Source organism: Pseudoxanthomonas sp. JBR18, from assembly GCF_028198165.1.
Classification (GTDB): domain Bacteria; phylum Pseudomonadota; class Gammaproteobacteria; order Xanthomonadales; family Xanthomonadaceae; genus Pseudoxanthomonas_A.
The window spans coordinates 3,560,918-3,576,693 of sequence record NZ_CP116339.1; the positions used below are offsets into that span (position 1 = coordinate 3,560,918).

The 15,776-nt window shown below is 66.9% G+C and carries 11 protein-coding genes and 2 pseudogenes; 5 read left to right on the forward strand and 8 right to left on the reverse strand.

Going from position 1 to position 15,776, the window contains the following annotated elements; genetic code table 11:
* Positions 1-5: 5 nt before the first annotated feature.
* Both PJ250_RS16200 and PJ250_RS16205 read right to left on the reverse strand, forming a co-directional pair.
* A complete protein-coding gene (locus tag PJ250_RS16200; protein ID WP_271645608.1) occupies positions 6-1,268 on the reverse strand; it encodes an efflux RND transporter periplasmic adaptor subunit in 1,263 nt (420 codons plus the stop codon).
* A 63-nt stretch (positions 1,269-1,331) separates the two neighbouring features.
* Positions 1,332-1,955, reverse strand: a complete 624-nt coding sequence (locus tag PJ250_RS16205) for a TetR/AcrR family transcriptional regulator (RefSeq protein WP_271645609.1) — start codon at positions 1,953-1,955, stop codon at positions 1,332-1,334.
* 458 nt (positions 1,956-2,413) lie between these two features.
* Between PJ250_RS16205 and PJ250_RS16210 the strand changes: the two are divergent.
* The 3 genes and pseudogenes from PJ250_RS16210 to PJ250_RS16220 all read left to right on the forward strand — a co-directional run.
* A pseudogene (locus PJ250_RS16210) lies at positions 2,414-7,309 on the forward strand (NAD-glutamate dehydrogenase domain-containing protein); the annotation flags it as partial.
* Positions 7,310-7,423: 114 nt separating this feature from the next.
* Positions 7,424-8,191, forward strand: coding sequence for an NAD kinase (locus PJ250_RS16215; protein ID WP_271645611.1), 768 nt, complete (start codon positions 7,424-7,426; stop codon positions 8,189-8,191).
* Positions 8,192-8,195: 4 nt separating this feature from the next.
* Entirely contained in the window at positions 8,196-9,149 is a 954-nt protein-coding gene (locus PJ250_RS16220) for a 5'-nucleotidase (RefSeq protein ID WP_271645612.1), read from the forward strand.
* 13 nt (positions 9,150-9,162) lie between these two features.
* Here PJ250_RS16220 and PJ250_RS16225 read toward each other — a convergent pair whose 3' ends face one another.
* Both PJ250_RS16225 and PJ250_RS16230 read right to left on the reverse strand, forming a co-directional pair.
* A complete protein-coding gene (locus PJ250_RS16225) occupies positions 9,163-9,885 on the reverse strand; it encodes an ABC transporter permease (RefSeq protein WP_271645613.1) in 723 nt (240 codons plus the stop codon).
* Positions 9,882-10,823, reverse strand: a complete 942-nt coding sequence (locus PJ250_RS16230) for an ATP-binding cassette domain-containing protein (protein ID WP_271645615.1) — start codon at positions 10,821-10,823, stop codon at positions 9,882-9,884. Before PJ250_RS16230 ends, PJ250_RS16225 begins: the two co-directional genes overlap by 4 nt.
* Before the next feature lie 79 nt (positions 10,824-10,902).
* On the opposite strand from PJ250_RS16230, the gene PJ250_RS16235 reads away from it, so the two are divergent.
* Both PJ250_RS16235 and PJ250_RS16240 read left to right on the forward strand, forming a co-directional pair.
* Positions 10,903-11,379 (forward strand): hypothetical protein, encoded by a 477-nt coding sequence (locus PJ250_RS16235; protein WP_271645616.1) that lies wholly within the window; start codon positions 10,903-10,905, stop codon positions 11,377-11,379.
* Positions 11,379-11,621, forward strand: coding sequence for a helix-turn-helix domain-containing protein (locus tag PJ250_RS16240; protein ID WP_271645617.1), 243 nt, complete (start codon positions 11,379-11,381; stop codon positions 11,619-11,621). The genes PJ250_RS16235 and PJ250_RS16240 overlap by 1 nt, the downstream gene beginning before the upstream one ends.
* Here PJ250_RS16240 and PJ250_RS16245 read toward each other — a convergent pair.
* The 4 genes and pseudogenes from PJ250_RS16245 to PJ250_RS16260 form a co-directional block, all read right to left on the reverse strand.
* Positions 11,618-12,166, reverse strand: coding sequence for a DUF2939 domain-containing protein (locus PJ250_RS16245; RefSeq protein ID WP_271645618.1), 549 nt, complete (start codon positions 12,164-12,166; stop codon positions 11,618-11,620). The genes PJ250_RS16240 and PJ250_RS16245 overlap by 4 nt on opposite strands.
* A 13-nt stretch (positions 12,167-12,179) precedes the next feature.
* Positions 12,180-12,866: a DUF2461 domain-containing protein gene (locus PJ250_RS16250; RefSeq protein ID WP_271645619.1), complete on the reverse strand. Its 687-nt coding sequence runs from the start codon at positions 12,864-12,866 to the stop codon at positions 12,180-12,182.
* Between the two features lie 64 nt (positions 12,867-12,930).
* On the reverse strand, positions 12,931-14,376 hold the full coding sequence (sbcB, locus tag PJ250_RS16255) for an exodeoxyribonuclease I (RefSeq protein ID WP_271645621.1): 1,446 nt from the start codon (positions 14,374-14,376) through the stop codon (positions 12,931-12,933).
* 68 nt (positions 14,377-14,444) lie between these two features.
* A pseudogene (locus PJ250_RS16260) lies at positions 14,445-15,711 on the reverse strand (carbohydrate porin); the annotation flags it as partial.
* Positions 15,712-15,776: the final 65 nt, after the last annotated feature.

Here is a 15,776-nt window from a genome sequence, read left to right on the forward strand (position 1 = left end):
ATTCCTTACTGGGCCTGACCCTGGTCAGACTGCTTGGCGTCGCCGCCCGGCTGGTCGGAAGCGGAAGCATCGGCCGGAGCCGGTGCGCCGCCTGGCTGCTGGCCCTGTCCGGCACCGCCCGGCTGGGCCTGGGCCTTGGCCTGGTCGTAAGGAACCGCCTTGACCGGGGCGCCTTCGCGGGCCTTCTGCAGGCCCAGCGCGATCACCTTGTCGCCGGTCTTGAGGCCGCCGGTGACGATCCACTGGCCCTTGAGCGCGCGATTCTCGATCTGCACATCCTTGCGCGCGACCTTGCCATCGCTGCCCACCACCAGCGCATAGGCGCCGTTGGTGTCACGCTGCACGGCCGCCTGCGGTACCAGGAAGACGTCCTTGCGTGTCCCCAGGTTGACTTCGACGGTGACGAAGCTGCCCGGCAGCAGCACCTTCTGCGGGTTGGGCAGAGTGGCGCGCAGCGAGACCGCACCGGTGGCCTGGTCGACCACCACATCGGAGAAGTCCAGCGTGCCCTGCTGGTCGTAGCGAGTGCCGTTGTTCATCACCACATCAAGCTTGGTGTGGGCGGTATCTGACAGGTTGACCTCGCCCTGGCCCTGCGCCTGGCGCAGCGACTGCAGCTCGGACGAGCTCATCGAGAAGTTCACGTACAGCGGATCGATCTGATCGACGGTGGTCAGCAGGGTGACGCCCTCCGCGCCCACCAGCGCGCCCTCGGTGACCTGCTGCTTGCCAGCGCGTCCGGAAATTGGCGCGGTGACATCGGCATAGCCGAGATTGATCTTGGCATTGGTGACGGCGGCCCTGGCCTGCTGCAGCGAGGCAGCGGCGCTGCGCTCGGTGGCCTGGGCATTGTCCAGGTCGGACTGCGAGACATACTTCTGCGGCGCCAGCTGGCGCGCGCGCTCGGCGGCGACGTGGGCATTGGTGTAGGTCGCCTGGGCCGAGGCCAACTGGCCCTGCGCCGAGGAGAGGTCGGCCTGCAGCGGTGCCGGGTCGATCTTGAACAGCACCTGGCCTTCCTTCACGTCGGTGCCTTCTTCATAGGTGCGCTTGAGCAGCACCCCGGGCACACGCGCACGCACGTCGGCGCTGCGGACCGGCGCCAGACGCGCGCTGAAGTCGCGCACCAGCGGCACGTCCTGCGGCTGCACGGTGACCACGCCCACCTCCGGCGGCGGCGGGGCCTGCTGTTCTTCCTTCTTGTTGCAGGCGGCCAGTGCCAGCACGATGGCGGAGCCGAGCAGGAGCGAGCGGGTTGGGGCGGTCATGAGGAGGTGCTCCAGATAAAACGTTGGGTAGTGTTGTAATGAGTAGAAAGCCTGGCGTGGCGCTCAGCAGGCGGCCATGCGCGAGGTGGGGGCGAACGCTTTGAGGAAGGTGTCGGTGGCGAACTCCACCCAGGCCCGGCGTGCGGCCGGGTCGCGCTGGGACAGCGAGAAGCGCTGTCGATCCGCGTCCAGCCCGACGAGCATGCCCAGCAACAGCTCGGCTGCCGCGTGCGGTTGGTCATGCCGCAGCAGACCCGCGTCCATGGCCTGGCGCAGCCAGTCGGAGACGCGCGACACCAGCCGCTCGGCGCCTTCTTGCCAAAGGCTGCGCGCCTCGTCGGGATACTGGGGCGCCTCTGCACTGAGCAGCCGCAGGCTGGCGACCGCGCCCGGCTCGCTGATGCGCTCGATGTGCTCAAGGCCGAATCGGAGCAGTGGCTCGCGCAGGCGACCATCGAAGGACTCCAGTTGCGAGGTGGTCAATTCAAGGTGCTCGTGCATCAAGGCCTGCATCAACGCCTGCTTGCTGCCGAACTGTGCATACAAGGTCTGCTTCGAGCATCCCGCCCGCTGGGCCACCGCATCCATGCTCACGCGGAACCCGTGCTCGGCCATGAGCTCACGGGTGGCATCGAGCACCCGCTGGCGCCGCTCGGCGCCAAGAGGGGAGGGGTTAGGGGCGTTCATTGGGGCTGGACTATACCGTCCAGTTTAGAATTTGAATACCCCCAGAAGTCCTGACTTGGCGCCACTTCAGCCGGTTGTGAAACGCGCGTGATGTTGCCCTTACGACCCGGTCATCCGAGGTCAGTACCACTGGCAAAAAGGACCCTCACTTCATCGATCGGGCACCGCGTGTGCGGACCTTGCACGCAGATGAAAGCCCGTGCGTTTTTGATGCCGCGCAGCACGGTTGTCACGGGGGGCGGGCATACAATGGCCAATTACCTTCATTGTGTGTACGCACTGTTATGAGCACCACCGGCAGCAGCAGGCTCCGCGCGAAACCCGCCCCTACCGCCAAGGCCAAGCAGGCCGAGACCAAGGGCAGTCCCAAGGACACCAAGTCGAGCCGGCCGACGCCCGGCAAGCGGGTCGCCGATGCGGTGGCCCGCTCCACGCCCAAGGCGGGCGCGGCCCTGGTCGCCTTCTCCCTGCAACCCATCCATGACGCGCTCAAGGCGCGGTTGCCGGCGGCCAGACGCGAGCAGGCGCGTCTGTTCGCCGAGGCGTTCTACCGGCGCATGGAGCAGGACGAGTACCCGCACCACACGCCCGAGGGCTGGGCGGCGATGGCCACCGACATGCTGGAGTTCGCCCGGGTGCGCAAGCCGGGCACGGCGAACGTGCGCGTGTTCAACGCCACGGCCAAGGCCAATGGCTGGGAGTCGCCGCATTCGGTGCTGCAGATCGTCAACGACGACATGCCCTTCCTGGTCGACTCGGTGAGCATGGCGCTGGCCGCGATGGGCGTGGGTGTCCACGTGCTGGGCCATCCGGTGGTGCGCTTCGAGCGTGACAAGGCCGGCAAGATCACGGCGGTGGGCGAGGGCAAGGCCGAATCGCTGATGCTGCTGGAGATCGACCGGCAGCCGGCCGACGCCATGCCGCGCATCACCGCGCAGGTGCAGGCTGTGCTGGACGAGGTGCGCCAGATCGTGCGCGACTGGAGCGTGATGCGCGAGAAGATGCTGGCCGTGTCCGAGGACCTGGCCACGCGCCGCATGCCGGTTTCCGATGCGATGCGCCGCGAAACCCAGGAGTTCCTGCGCTGGGCGGCCAACGACCACTTCACCTTCTTCGGTTACCGCGAGTACCGCGTGCAGAAGCAGGGCGGCCAGGAGGTGCTGGTGCCGCAGGAAGACACCAGCCTGGGCATGCTGCGCGGCCACGCCTCCGGCCAGCCGCGACCAGTGCAATCGCTGGCCGCCAACCTGCTCAACGAGGCAGGCGAGGGCGAGGCGATGATCCTCACCAAGACCAACGCCCGCGCCACCGTGCACCGCAAGGGCTACATGGATTACATCGGCGTGCTGTCCTTCGACGGCAACGGCCGCATCACCGGCGAGCAGCGTTTCCTGGGACTGTTCACTTCCAGTGCGTACAACCGGCGTCCGTGGGAGATCCCGCTGGTGCGCGAGCGCCACGATCACGTGATGCGCCAGTCCGGCCTGTCGCCCAACAGCCACAGCGGCAAGGCGCTGCGCCATATCCTGGAGAGCCTGCCGCGCGAGGAGCTGTTCCAGTCCCGCCAGGACGAGTTGGCCCGCACGGCCATGGGCATCCTGGGCCTGCAGGAGCGCGTGCGCAGCAAGCTGTTCCTGCGGCGCGACCGCTACGGGCGCTTCTGGTCGGCGCTGGTGTACATCCCGCGCGACCGCTTCAACACCGAGCTGCGGCTGCGCATCGAAGCCTTGATGAAGCAGGCCCTGCACGGCGAGGCCGTGGACACCTCGGTCCAGCTGGGCGAGTCGCCCCTGGCGCAGCTGCACCTGACCGTGCGCCCGCGCGCGGGCGAGGAAGTCAGTGTGGACGCGGCCGAACTGGAATCCCAGCTGGCCCATCTGCTGCGCAACTGGCAGGACGATCTGCGCGAAGTGCTCATCCATCGCCATGGCGAGGCCCGTGGCCTGGTGCTGGCCTCCGCCTATGGTCGCGCGTTGCCGCAGAACTACATCGAGAACGTGTCGGTGCAGCTGGCTGCCGACGACGTGGAGCGGCTGGCCGCACTGGAAGGCCCCCACGACCTGCGCCTGAGCCTGTACCGCTCCAGCCTGCACCGCGCCGGCGAAGGCGCGCTGCGGCTCAACCTGTATCGCCTCGGCCACGACATTCCCCTGTCCGACGCGCTGCCGCTGATGGAGAACATGGGCCTGCGGGTCATCTCCGAGCACCCGTTCCGCCTGGAGGTCGACGGCCAGGTTGCCTATATCCAGGAGTTCGAGGTCGAGTCGGCCACCGGTGCCCCCATCGACGTGGTGGCCCGCGCGGCGGATTTCGACGAAGCCTTCGCCCGGGTCTGGCGCGGCGATGCCGAGAACGACCGTTTCAACCGCCTGGTGCTGCGCGCCGGTCTGGACTGGCGCCAGGTCGCGGTGCTGCGCGGTTACACCAAGTATCTGCTGCAGACCGGGGTGCCGTTCTCGCAAGGCTCGGTGGAAGACACCCTGGGCCGGTATCCGTTGCTGGCCGCGCTGCTGGTGCGGCTGTTCGAGGCGCGCTTCGATCCGGCGCTGGACCAGCCGGCCAAGGCACGCAACAAGGCGCGTGCCGAGGCGCTCGTCGCCCAGCTGCGGGCCTTGGGCGATGAAGCCGACGAAGACACCGCCAAGGTGCTGGCCCAGCTCGCGCAGGCGGCCGGCCAGGACCGCGCCGCGCAGGGCGAGGCCGTGCATGCGGCGCTGGTCAAGCTGCTCGACGGCGTCTCCAGCCTGGACGACGACCGCATCCTGCGCAGCATCATGGGCTGCATCGAGGCCACGCTGCGCACCAGTTATTTCCAGACCGGTGCCGATGGCGCGCCGGCGCACACCATCAGCTTCAAGTTCGACTCGGCCAACGTGCCGGACCTGCCGCGTCCGCGGCCGTATCGCGAGATCTTCGTGTGCGGACCCCGCGTGGAAGGCGTGCATCTGCGCTTCGGCGCGGTGGCCCGCGGCGGCCTGCGCTGGTCGGACCGGCGCGAAGACTTCCGCACCGAGGTGCTGGGCCTGGTCAAGGCGCAGATGGTCAAGAACACGGTCATCGTGCCGGTCGGCGCCAAGGGCGGGTTCTACGTCAAGCAGCCACCGGCCAGCGGTGAGCGCGAGGCGATCATGGCCGAGGGCATCGCCTGCTACAAGATGTTCATCCAGGGCCTGCTGGACATCACCGACAACATCGTCGGCGGCAAGATCGTGGCGCCGGCCGACGTGGTCCGCCATGACCAGGACGATCCCTACCTGGTGGTCGCGGCGGACAAGGGCACGGCGACCTTCTCCGATATCGCCAACGGCCTGGCCATCGACCATGGCTTCTGGCTGGGCGATGCCTTCGCCTCGGGCGGCTCGGTCGGCTACGACCACAAGGGCATGGGCATCACCGCCAAGGGCGCATGGGAGTCGGTCAAGCGCCACTTCCGTGCACTGGGGCGCGACAGCCAGACCCAGGACTTCACCTGCGTGGGCGTGGGCGACATGTCCGGCGACGTGTTCGGCAACGGCATGCTGCTGTCCGAGCACATCCAGCTGGTGGCGGCCTTCGACCACCGCCATATCTTCCTGGACCCCACGCCGGATGCGGCGCGCTCGTACGCCGAGCGCGCACGCATGTTCAAGCTGCCGCGCTCGTCGTGGGCCGACTACGACACCAAGCTGATTTCCGCCGGTGGCGGGGTGTATCCGCGCACGCTCAAGACCATCGCCATCACCCCGCAGGTGCGTGACGCCCTGGGCCTGGACGCGCAGGTCGCCAGCCTGTCCCCGACCGAGCTGCTCAGCGCCATCCTCAAGGCGCCGGTGGACCTGCTGTGGAACGGCGGCATCGGCACCTACGTCAAGGCCGCCTCCGAGTCGCATGCCGACGTGGGCGACCGCGCCAACAACGCCCTGCGCGTCAACGGTCGCGACCTGCGCTGCAAGGTGGTGGGCGAGGGCGGCAACCTGGGCCTGACCCAGCTGGGCCGCATCGAGGCCGCGCAGGCCGGCGTGCTGCTCAACACCGACTTCATCGACAACTCCGCCGGCGTGGACACCTCCGACCACGAGGTCAACATCAAGATCCTGCTCGACGGGGTGGTTCAGCAGAAGAAGCTGGCCGAGAAGGCCCGCAACACCCTGCTGGCACAGATGACCGACGAGGTCGGCCAACTGGTGCTCACCGACAACTACCGCCAGAACCAGGCGCTGAGCCTGATGGAGCGCATGAGCGTGCCGCGCCTGGGCTCCAAGCAGCACTTCGTGCAGGTGCTCGAGTCACGCGGCCTGCTGGACCGGCAGATCGAATACCTACCTTCCGATGCCGAGTTCGCCGAGCGCAAGGCGCGTGGTCAGGGCCTGACCCGTCCCGAGCTGTCGGTGCTGCTGTCCTACGCCAAGCTGGTGGCCTTCTCCGAACTGCTGGAGACCGACATCCCCGAGGATCCGTACCTGTCCAAGGAGCTGCAGCGCTACTTCCCGCAGCCGCTGCAGAAGAAGTACGCCGCGCAGATGGAGAAGCACCGCCTCAAGCGCGAGATCATCGCCACGGCGGTGACCAACTCGACCATCAACCGCATGGGCGCCACCTTCCTGATGCGCATGCAGGAAGACACCGGCCGCGACATCGGCGAGGTCGCCAAGGCCTATACGATCACCCGCGAAACGCTGGATGCGCGTGCCCTGTGGACCCAGATCGACGCGCTGGACGGCCAGGTCGCCGAGTCGGTGCAGATCGACGCCCTGCAGGTGATCTGGAGCCTGCAGCGCAGCTTTACCCGCTGGCTGCTGACTCGCCCAGGCGCGATTCCCGGCATCGCCACGGCGGTGGAGCGCTATCACGGCGGCTTCAACGACATCCGTGCGGCCGACGGCGTGCTGCCCGATTCGCTGCGTCCAGCCTATGAAGCCAGCCTGGCCGACTGGATCGCCAAGGGCGTGCCGGAGGCCCTGGCCGGCCAGCTGGCCGCATTGCCGTACCTGGAGCCGTCGGCGGACATCATCGAGCTGGCCCGTTCGCGCAAGCTCTCGCCGGTGGCCGTGTCCAAGGTCTACTACCGGCTGGGCGACGCGCTGCACCTGCCGTGGCTGTTCACCCAGATCGACGCACTGCAGGTCGATGGTCGCTGGCATGCCGTGGCCCGTGGCGTGCTGCGCGACGAGCTGGGTGCGCATCTGCGCGCGCTGACCCTGCAGGCCTTGGCCCTGCCGGGCGACACCGCCGAGGCCAAGGTGGCCCACTGGCTGGAGCGCGATGACCCGGCCCTGCGCTTCACCCTGTCCATGCTGGACGAGGTCGCCGCACAGCGGTCGCTGGACTATCCGACCGCCTCGGTGGCGGTGCAACGGCTTTCGCAGCTGACCTGATCGTCGCGGCCAGGGCGTGAACCAGCGCGGGGCGGGATGCGAGGCATCCCGCCCCGCGTGTTTGCGCGTGTCGGCCACACGTCATTGCACGCGTGGCGCGCTATCCTTCGCCGCATGACGCACCCCCGCCTTGCCTTCCTGGCCAGTCCCGCCCCCTCGGCGCAGCAGGCCCTCGAAACCCTGTCCGCCCGCTATGGGCAGCACCCGCCCGAGCAGGCCGACATCCTGGTCGCCCTGGGCGGCGATGGCTTCATGCTGCAGACGCTGCATCGGCACGCGCAGCTGGGCAAGCCAGTGTTCGGCATGAAACTGGGCACGGTGGGTTTTTTGATGAACCACCAGCGCGAGGCCGACCTGCACGAGCGCATTGCCGGCGCCGAGCCGACCAAGCTGCGTCCGCTGGAAATGACCGCCCAGACCGAGTCGGGGATCGAAGTGCAGTCGCTGGCCTACAACGAGGTCTCGCTGCTGCGCCAGACCCGCCAGGCCGCGCAGCTGCGCATTGACCTCAATGGCCAGACCCGTGTGGACGAGATGACCGGCGACGGCGTGCTGGTGGCCACCCCGGCCGGCAGCACCGCCTACAACTATTCGGCGCATGGCCCGATCCTGCCGCTGGCCAGCAATACCATCGCCCTGACCCCGATCGCACCGTACCGGCCGCGGCGCTGGCGCGGGGCCATCCTCAAGGCCGACACCGAGGTGCGCTTCACCGTCCTGGACCCCTACAAGCGGCCGGTCAGCGCGACCGCCGACTCGCACGAGTTCCGCGGGGTGACCGAGGTGACGATTCGCGAGTCGCGCGACCGTACCGTGACCCTGCTGTTCGACCCGGAACACAACCTGGAAGAACGCATCTTCAGCGAACAGTTCGTTTTCTAGCCTGATGCCCGACAACACGCCCCGCCTGCTGACCGTCGCAGTGACCTCGCGCGCGCTGTTCGACCTGGAGGAGAGCCACGCGCTGTGGCAGGCCGAAGGGCTGGAGGCCTACGCGGCCTACCAGCGCGCGCACGAGGACGACATCCTGCCGCCTGGGGTGGCCTTTACCGTGGTGCGCAAGCTGCTGGCGCTCAACCATGGTGCGCCCGAGGACAGTCCCCGAGTCGAGGTGATCCTGCTGTCGCGCAACTCGGCCGACACCGGGCTACGCATCTTCAACTCGATCCAGCACTACGGGCTGGACATCGTGCGCGCCACCTTCACTGCCGGCGAGCCGACCTGGCCCTACGTCAAGCCGTTCGGCACCGATCTGTTCCTGTCGGCCAACCCCGATTCGGTGCGCAGCGCGCTCAGCCACGGCATCGCCGCGGCCACCATCCTGCCCAAGCCGCCGGGCGAGCGCGCCGAGGAAGCCGCCGCCGCGGCCGGCGAATTGCCGGCCGGGCGCCTGTCCACCCAGCTACGCATCGCCTTCGACGGTGACGCGGTGATCTTCGGCGATGAGAGCGAGCGCATCTCGCGCGAGCAGGGCGTGGAGGCCTTCGGCCGGCACGAGCAGCAGAAGGCGCGCGAACTGCTCTCCGGCGGGCCGTTCCGCAACTTCCTCTCCGCGCTGCACCAGCTGCAGGCGGCGTTCCCGCCGGGCGAGGACGCGCCGATCCGCACGGCGCTGGTCACTGCACGGTCTGCTCCCGCGCATGAGCGGGTGATCCGCACCCTGCGCGAGTGGGGCGTGCGCTTGGACGAGGCGCTGTTCCTGGGCGGCCGCCACAAGGGGCCGTTCCTGGCCGCCTTCGGCGCGGACATCTTCTTCGACGACTCCCAGCACAACATCGACAGCGCCCTGCAGTACCAGAGCTTTGCCGGGCATGTCCCGCATGGGGTGGCAAATGAGTAGCGAGGCTGCTGCGTTAGTGGGCTTGCCGACGGGCAAGATGCAGCGTCATGGTCAGCAGTGCAATCAGGCCGCCAATGCTGCCGAGGATCAGGGCCAAGTCAGCACGTGTTGAAACAGAGAGCTGGTTGATGGGCATTTGCCATGGCAGGTAGACGCCTACGGCCGCTGAAGAAGCGGCCACAGCGAGGAAGGTGCCGCAAATACCCATTCCAAGCGCAGGCACAAAGCTCTGAAAGCGCAACGCAACCCAAAGCTGCAGCATCTGCAGCAAGAGAGACGCACCAACCACCTTGGCCAGTAGGGCGGCCTGCGCCAACATCTCCGAAAGCGAGAGCGCGGTAATGTCCGCGCCAAGCCGCGGTGCGAGCCACACATCCAGCAGCAAGCCGCCAAATAGCAGAGAACTCATGCACAGCACGATGGATAGCAGTGTGAGCGCTTTTGCTAGGAACAGGTGTGTCCGTTTTACTGGAAGTGCGAGCAGATAGTCCCAAGTAGCGTTTGTGTGCTCTATCTGGGCCAGTTGGCTGGCAATCGCGGTGGCAGCCATGGGGAGCATGAAGATTGCCCACAGCGCAGTTGCACCCTGTATGGCCTGTGGACCCGTCCAGGTCGTGCCTTGGCGCATCAGGTTGAACAGAGTGAACGCAATCAGCATGCCGGGTGCGACCATGATTAATAGCAGGATCAGCGAACGGCGCAGCTTGGCGAATTCGACTTGAAGCGCAATGATCATTGGGTGGCTCCCCCACGGCCTTCGGATTGAAGTTGGTTGTAGCGTGCTTCGAGCGCGGTTTCGCTGGGGGCGAGGTGCCAGATGGCAATGCCCGCCTTGACCAGCACGCAGGCCAACCTTTCGCACGCCGCATGTGGCGTCGTTTCGGGGGCAGACACCAGCATGCCTTTCGTATCGGCTTCTAGTGTTGTTTCCCATCCGAGTTGTGCCGTGACGAGTTCTCGCGTCTCGACGAGCCTGTCGGTTTGCAGCTCGATTCGGGTGCCATGAGATTGCCGAAGCCGATTCAGACTGTCCTGCAGCACGAGTTTTCCGCACCGGAGCACGCCAACGTGCGTGGCTGTCTGCTCAATCTCCCCGAGCAGGTGGCTGGAAAGCAGCACGGTCGTGCCGCACCTATTGGGAAGCGTGCGCAGGAAATGGCGCATGTCCGTAATGCCCTGAGGATCCAGCCCATTGCAGGGCTCATCCAGAATCAACAGTTTGGGCTGGCTGAGCAACGCCCTGGCGATCCCGAGGCGCTGGCGCATGCCAAGCGAATAGGTGGCCACAGGGCGCCTCAGATCCGCTGGGTGCAGTGACACGGTTTCGAGGACGCGGTTGATCGCATCCGGTCTGAGGCGGAGCAGGCGGCGGGCGAGATCAAGGTTCTCGCGGCCGCTCAGCCGCGGATAGAACGCACGCGCGTCAAGCAATGCGCCGCACTGTTGGGCGACCTGGGCATTTTGCCCGGTAAGCGGCTTTCCATCGAAGCTGATTTGCCCGGCACTGGGGCGGAGCAGTCCCAGAAGGAGTTTGAGCGTGGTGGTCTTGCCTGACCCGTTGGGACCCAGGAAGCCGTACACGGACCGCTCGGGAATCTGGAGCCTTAGCCGATCGAGAATAAGGCTGCCTCCTCGGCGGTAGGACAGGTCGCGCGTTTCAACCAGCAAGTCCATGCAGCACCAGAATTTAAGTCTTGATTAAATATCATTGCCGGAGCATCTTTAAGTCAAGCTTAAATTTAGGGGGTTGATCATGGCGCTTCCCGCCGCCTCATTGCGCTTGGCCCAGTTGCTCAAGCTAATGACCAGTGCTGTTCTGGTCGGGCTGCCGTTGTTGTTCATCCTGGTGGCTATTGCCTTCTGGAGGCAGGGCAATGAGCTTTCCGCTTCATTGCTCCTGCCTTTCGCCGTTCAGATGCTGCCCGCGTTGCCTTATCTGTGGGCGGTGTGTTCGGCGCGCCGGGCCGCGAATGGCCTTTTGAGGGGCGAACTGTTCGGGTCCGCGCTATCTGCGGGGCTGCATGGCATGGGTGCAGGCGTTTGCCTCGGCGCACTGATCAACCTGCTATTGGTGCCCAATGCGCTACGTTGGATGACGGGGCACGGCAGTTTTGCCTACTTCGACTTGTCCGGCATCGTGCTGACGCTCGTGGGCGTCCTGCTGTGGTTGCTGGGACAGGTAGTTGAGCGCGCTTCAAGGCTGCAGGCCGAGCTAGAGGGCTTTGTCTGATGCCAGTGGTGGTGACCTTGGATGCCGTGATCAGCGCATATGGGATCCGGGCCAAAGAGCTGGCCCGGCAGATCGGAATCAGCGAAACGCAGTTGTCACTCTTTCGATCTGGCAAGGTCAAAGGGTTGCGATTCCGCACGTTGGCTCGCATGTGTGCCGTACTGCAGTGTCAGCCGGGAGATCTGCTGAGATACCACTTTGATATTGCTGACCTCAGCGAGCAGAAGGATCCGGATAGTTAATCCTGGGACGCCAAGGGCAACCGGATATCCGTCAGCTTCCACACGACGCCTTGGCGGTCGAACACGAAGGTGAGCGTGCCGCCGCCGTCGGTCTGGGTGGTCGCGGTGAAGCGCGAGAGCGAGGTATAGCGGCCCTGGGCGTGCTCGAGCGGCTCGGCCGGGCGCGGTGGGCCGTAGGTGTCGCCGTTGGCGGTGTCGCCGCTGGCGCGCTTCCAGATCGCACGGCCCTGCAGGATCGCGGCGATGCCGGTCGGGGTGACCATCGCGTCCACGCCGAGCCCGGCGGCACCGCCGGCCAAGGACAGGGCTAGGGAGCCGAAGAAGCTGGATTGAGATTCAGCGCCGGCCGCGCGCACGATGCGGTCCTGCAGCTGCGCACGCAGGTTGGTGCGCAGGGTGGGAAAGTCCACGTAGCGCTCCAGCTTGTCGGTGTCCTGCTCGGCCAGGGCGGACTGGATGCCATGGATGGCGATGTACGGCCCGGCCGCGACGAAGCCGCCCAGGGCGAGCAGCACGACCAGCACCAGCGCGATCCACTTCTTCATCGTCCGCTCCGCTTCAGAATTCCAGGTCCAGCGCCGCGCATAGATAGTCCACGAACGGGCCCAGCGCAGCCAAGTCCGCAGCGAGGGTCTGGCGCAGCTTCGGCCCGGTCATCGTCGCATCATCCAGCGCCCGCCAGAACACGAAGTTCTTGTGTTTGAGGTCTTCGATGAACTCGAATTCGGCCGGAAATCCGCGCGGCGGACGGCTGAGCATCTCCGATTCCTCGAAATCGAAGCGCCTGCGGAAGGCCGGAGCATGCGCGGCGGCCTTCCAGGTCGCGGGGTTGTCGAAGATGAACTGGCGCAGCTTGCGCAGCGTGTCGCTTTCCGGATGCCACACGCCGGCGCCGACGAAGCTTTCGCCCGGCTGCAGGTGCAGATAGAACGACGGCGCAGGCACCTGCTTGCGGCGCTCGTGGTACAGGCGCGCGCCCTGCCACAGCTTGTAGGGCGACTTGTCGTTGGAGAAGCGCGCATCGCGATAGATGCGGAACAGTGAGCCGCCGACCGTCTTTGGGTCGGAGCGGAACTTGTCGCTGACCGCGGCCAGGTCCGGCTGCAGGTCGGTCAGCAGATGCAGGAACGGCTGGCGCACGTGGTCTTCGTACTGCTGCTTGTGCGCGTTGAACCAGGTCTTGTCGTTGTGGCGCGCCAGGGCCTTGAGGAACTTGAAGCTGGCGTCGGAGAAATAGGTACTCATGCAGCGCGGATCTTGAAGAAAGGGGACAGGGTGACGATGGCGGCAGCAAGGGCGCGTGGAAGGCTCAGAGCCCGGCCTGCAGCGCCCGTCCGTAGGCCTGCAGCTGGTCGAGCAGGGCCAGCCTGGCGCCATCGCCGGCGTGGGCCACGCGCAGTCCGTCGATTTCGGAGAAGAACTCAAGGAATCCATATTCGGACAGCGCGCTGCCTTCAGACAGGCGCTGTCTCCGGTAGTCGTCCCAGCGGGCGCGTTCGGCGGTCTCCAACGTGTCGGGCCAGTTGCGCGCGCGATAGCGGAACAGCAGTTCCTCCAGCCGCGCATCCTTGAAGCCGAACACGCGCGCGCCCAGTTGCGCCGGCGGGGTGCCGCGCACCTCGGCCAGCTTGCGTTTGTCGCCCTCGGCCAAGAAGCCGGCATAGATCGACGCATCCGGATCAGGCGTGTCGTGCGCGCGCTCGCTGGCGAAGACCTGGCGGACCTTTTCTGCCACCAGGCCGGCATGTTCGCGTAGCTGCGTAGCCTGGACCTCGATGGCGGTCGGGTCGATGCCCAGCCGCGCGAAGTCGGCCTCGCGCAGGTAGTGCCAGGGCACCAGGGCCGGGCAGCGGTTGAGGTGGACCTCCTTGAGCGGTACCCGGCGCACCCCTTCGGGCAGGTCGGCACGCGGCGTGTAGAGGCGATCGGCGATGTCCCCCGGGTCCAGGTCCAGCAGGGCCTGGCCGGCGTCATCCTCCAGGTCCAGCACGATCACCCGGCTGTCGATGTGCGGATGACGCGCCAGCGGCAGCACCGGCGCGGCGCACAGGCGCTGGGCGGGATAGCGCTGCGAGACGTGCAGCAGCGGCGTCATCGCCACGGTGTCCAGCAGGCTGGCGGCGAAGCGCTTGTTGCGCAGCTGCAGGGCGTAATCCCACAGTCGCGGCTGCGCGTTGCGCATGGCCCGGGCGATGCCCAGCGTCGCGCGCACGTCGGACATGGCCTCGTGCGCCTCGCCGACGCGCACCTCATTGGCCAGGGCCAGGTGTTCGAGTTTGAACGAGGTGCCCTTGCCGTCCTCGCGCTGCGGCCAGTGCACGCCCTCCGGGCGCAGGGCGTGGAACAGCCGTGCCACGTCCAGCAGGTCCCAGCGGCAGTTGCCGCCGCGCCACTCGCGTTCGTAGGGATCGAAGAAATTGCGGAACAGACCGTGGCGCACGAACTCATCGTCGAAGCGCAACGTGTTCCAGCCCAGCGTGCAGGTTTCCGGCCTGGACATTTCCTCGAAGATGCGTGCCATCGCCTCGCACTCGCGCACCCCGTCGGCCAACGCCTGCTGCGGGGTGATGCCGGTGATCAGCGTGGCGATCGGCGAGGGCAGCAGGTCGTCGGCCGGCTGCACGTAGAAGGTGACCGGGTCCTCGATGGGATTCAGCGCCGCATCGGTGCGCTGGGCGGCGAACTGGGCGATGCGCGTGCGGCGCGGATCCTGACCGAAGGTCTCCAGGTCGTAGAAGAAAAAACTCTCAGCCATTGCGGATACGGCGCGATGAACGGCCCCACAGTATGCCGCCGGCGCACACCGGCGGCCGAGCGAGCGATTTAAAGACTGAGATCAAACCTCAGTCCGGCGACCCAGGCATTGGGCAGGTCCCGCAGGCGACCCGGCGCGTTGAACTGGTCCGGATGCATCACGTAATGCAGGCTGGGGGCGATGCGCAGGTGCGGGTTGATCGCGATCCCGTAGCTCAGTTCCATCATCGTCTGTCCGCTGGGGGGCGTGCCGACGCCCCCGGCTGCGGCGCGGGCCAGGCGCAGGTTTTCCAGCGCCGCATCGCTGTACTGCTGGCGCGTGATCACAAACGCGACGTCGTCCTGCGGGCGGCGGGCGAATGTGCCCTTGTGCACTACGCCGGCCTGTGCGAACCAGTCTTCGATCAACTGGCCCGAGGTGCCCTTGAGCACGGCGCCGAACACGGTGAGTCCATGCGTGGCATCGGGCCCACTGACCTGCTGTTCGAAGCGCGCGTACATGCCGGAGCGGCCGTGCCGGCTGGCGTACTCCTGGCCGCTCTGCACGGCCGGCGTGCCGGTGGCGTCGTACAGCGGATCGCGGTAGGGGGCGTTGTCCTGCCAGCCGCCCAGTTCGTACATCGCCTTGTGGCGCGCGTCGGCCGGGCTCTGCCAGCCGACCGCATAGGGCACGATCCAGCCGGTGGCCTCGCGCGTGCTCCAGCGCAGGCCATGCTCACCGTCTTGCGCCTGGCTGGGGTCGATCTGATACGCACCGACGTGCACGTAGACCTGTGGGGTCACCCAGGCCTTGGCATCGGCCATCCAGCTGGACACCGGCCACCAGGTGAAGCTGCTGGTCCGGAACACATAGGTGGGATTGCCGCAGGCCGAGTTGCCCTGGAAGTACTGGCACAGGTCCGAGCCCAGGAAGTGGATGTTGGCGACGCTGCGCCCGGCCTCCAGCACCAGGCGGTCGTCGAGCAGCTTCTGTTCGATCGTCAGGTTGGCCAGGCGCGTGCCCTGGCCGCCGTAGATTTCCTGCACCGAGGTGCTGCTGCCCAGACTGCTGTTGACCAGGTTGGTCCCGTGCCGGTTGATGACGTAGGCCTTGAGCGTGGCGCCAGACCAGCCCATGGCCTTGTCCAGGTCGACGTCCATGCCGACCAGCGCCTGTCCAGCGTAGGCGCTGCCCGAGTCCTCGCCGCCGCCAAGCATCGCGGCGGCCTCGCCGGTGTAGGCCAGTTTGGGCGTCACGACGTCCTGCGCATGGGCCAGGGGGACCAAGGCCAGGGTCAGCGCGGCGGGCAAGGCGCGATGGAGGAGGGTGGACATGCGTGGGGGCTCCTGAAGAGAGAAAGGCGAAGAGAGAACGCGCGGCCGCGACGCCGCGCGAGGCAGTCGCTGCAAGCCGGGTTGGCG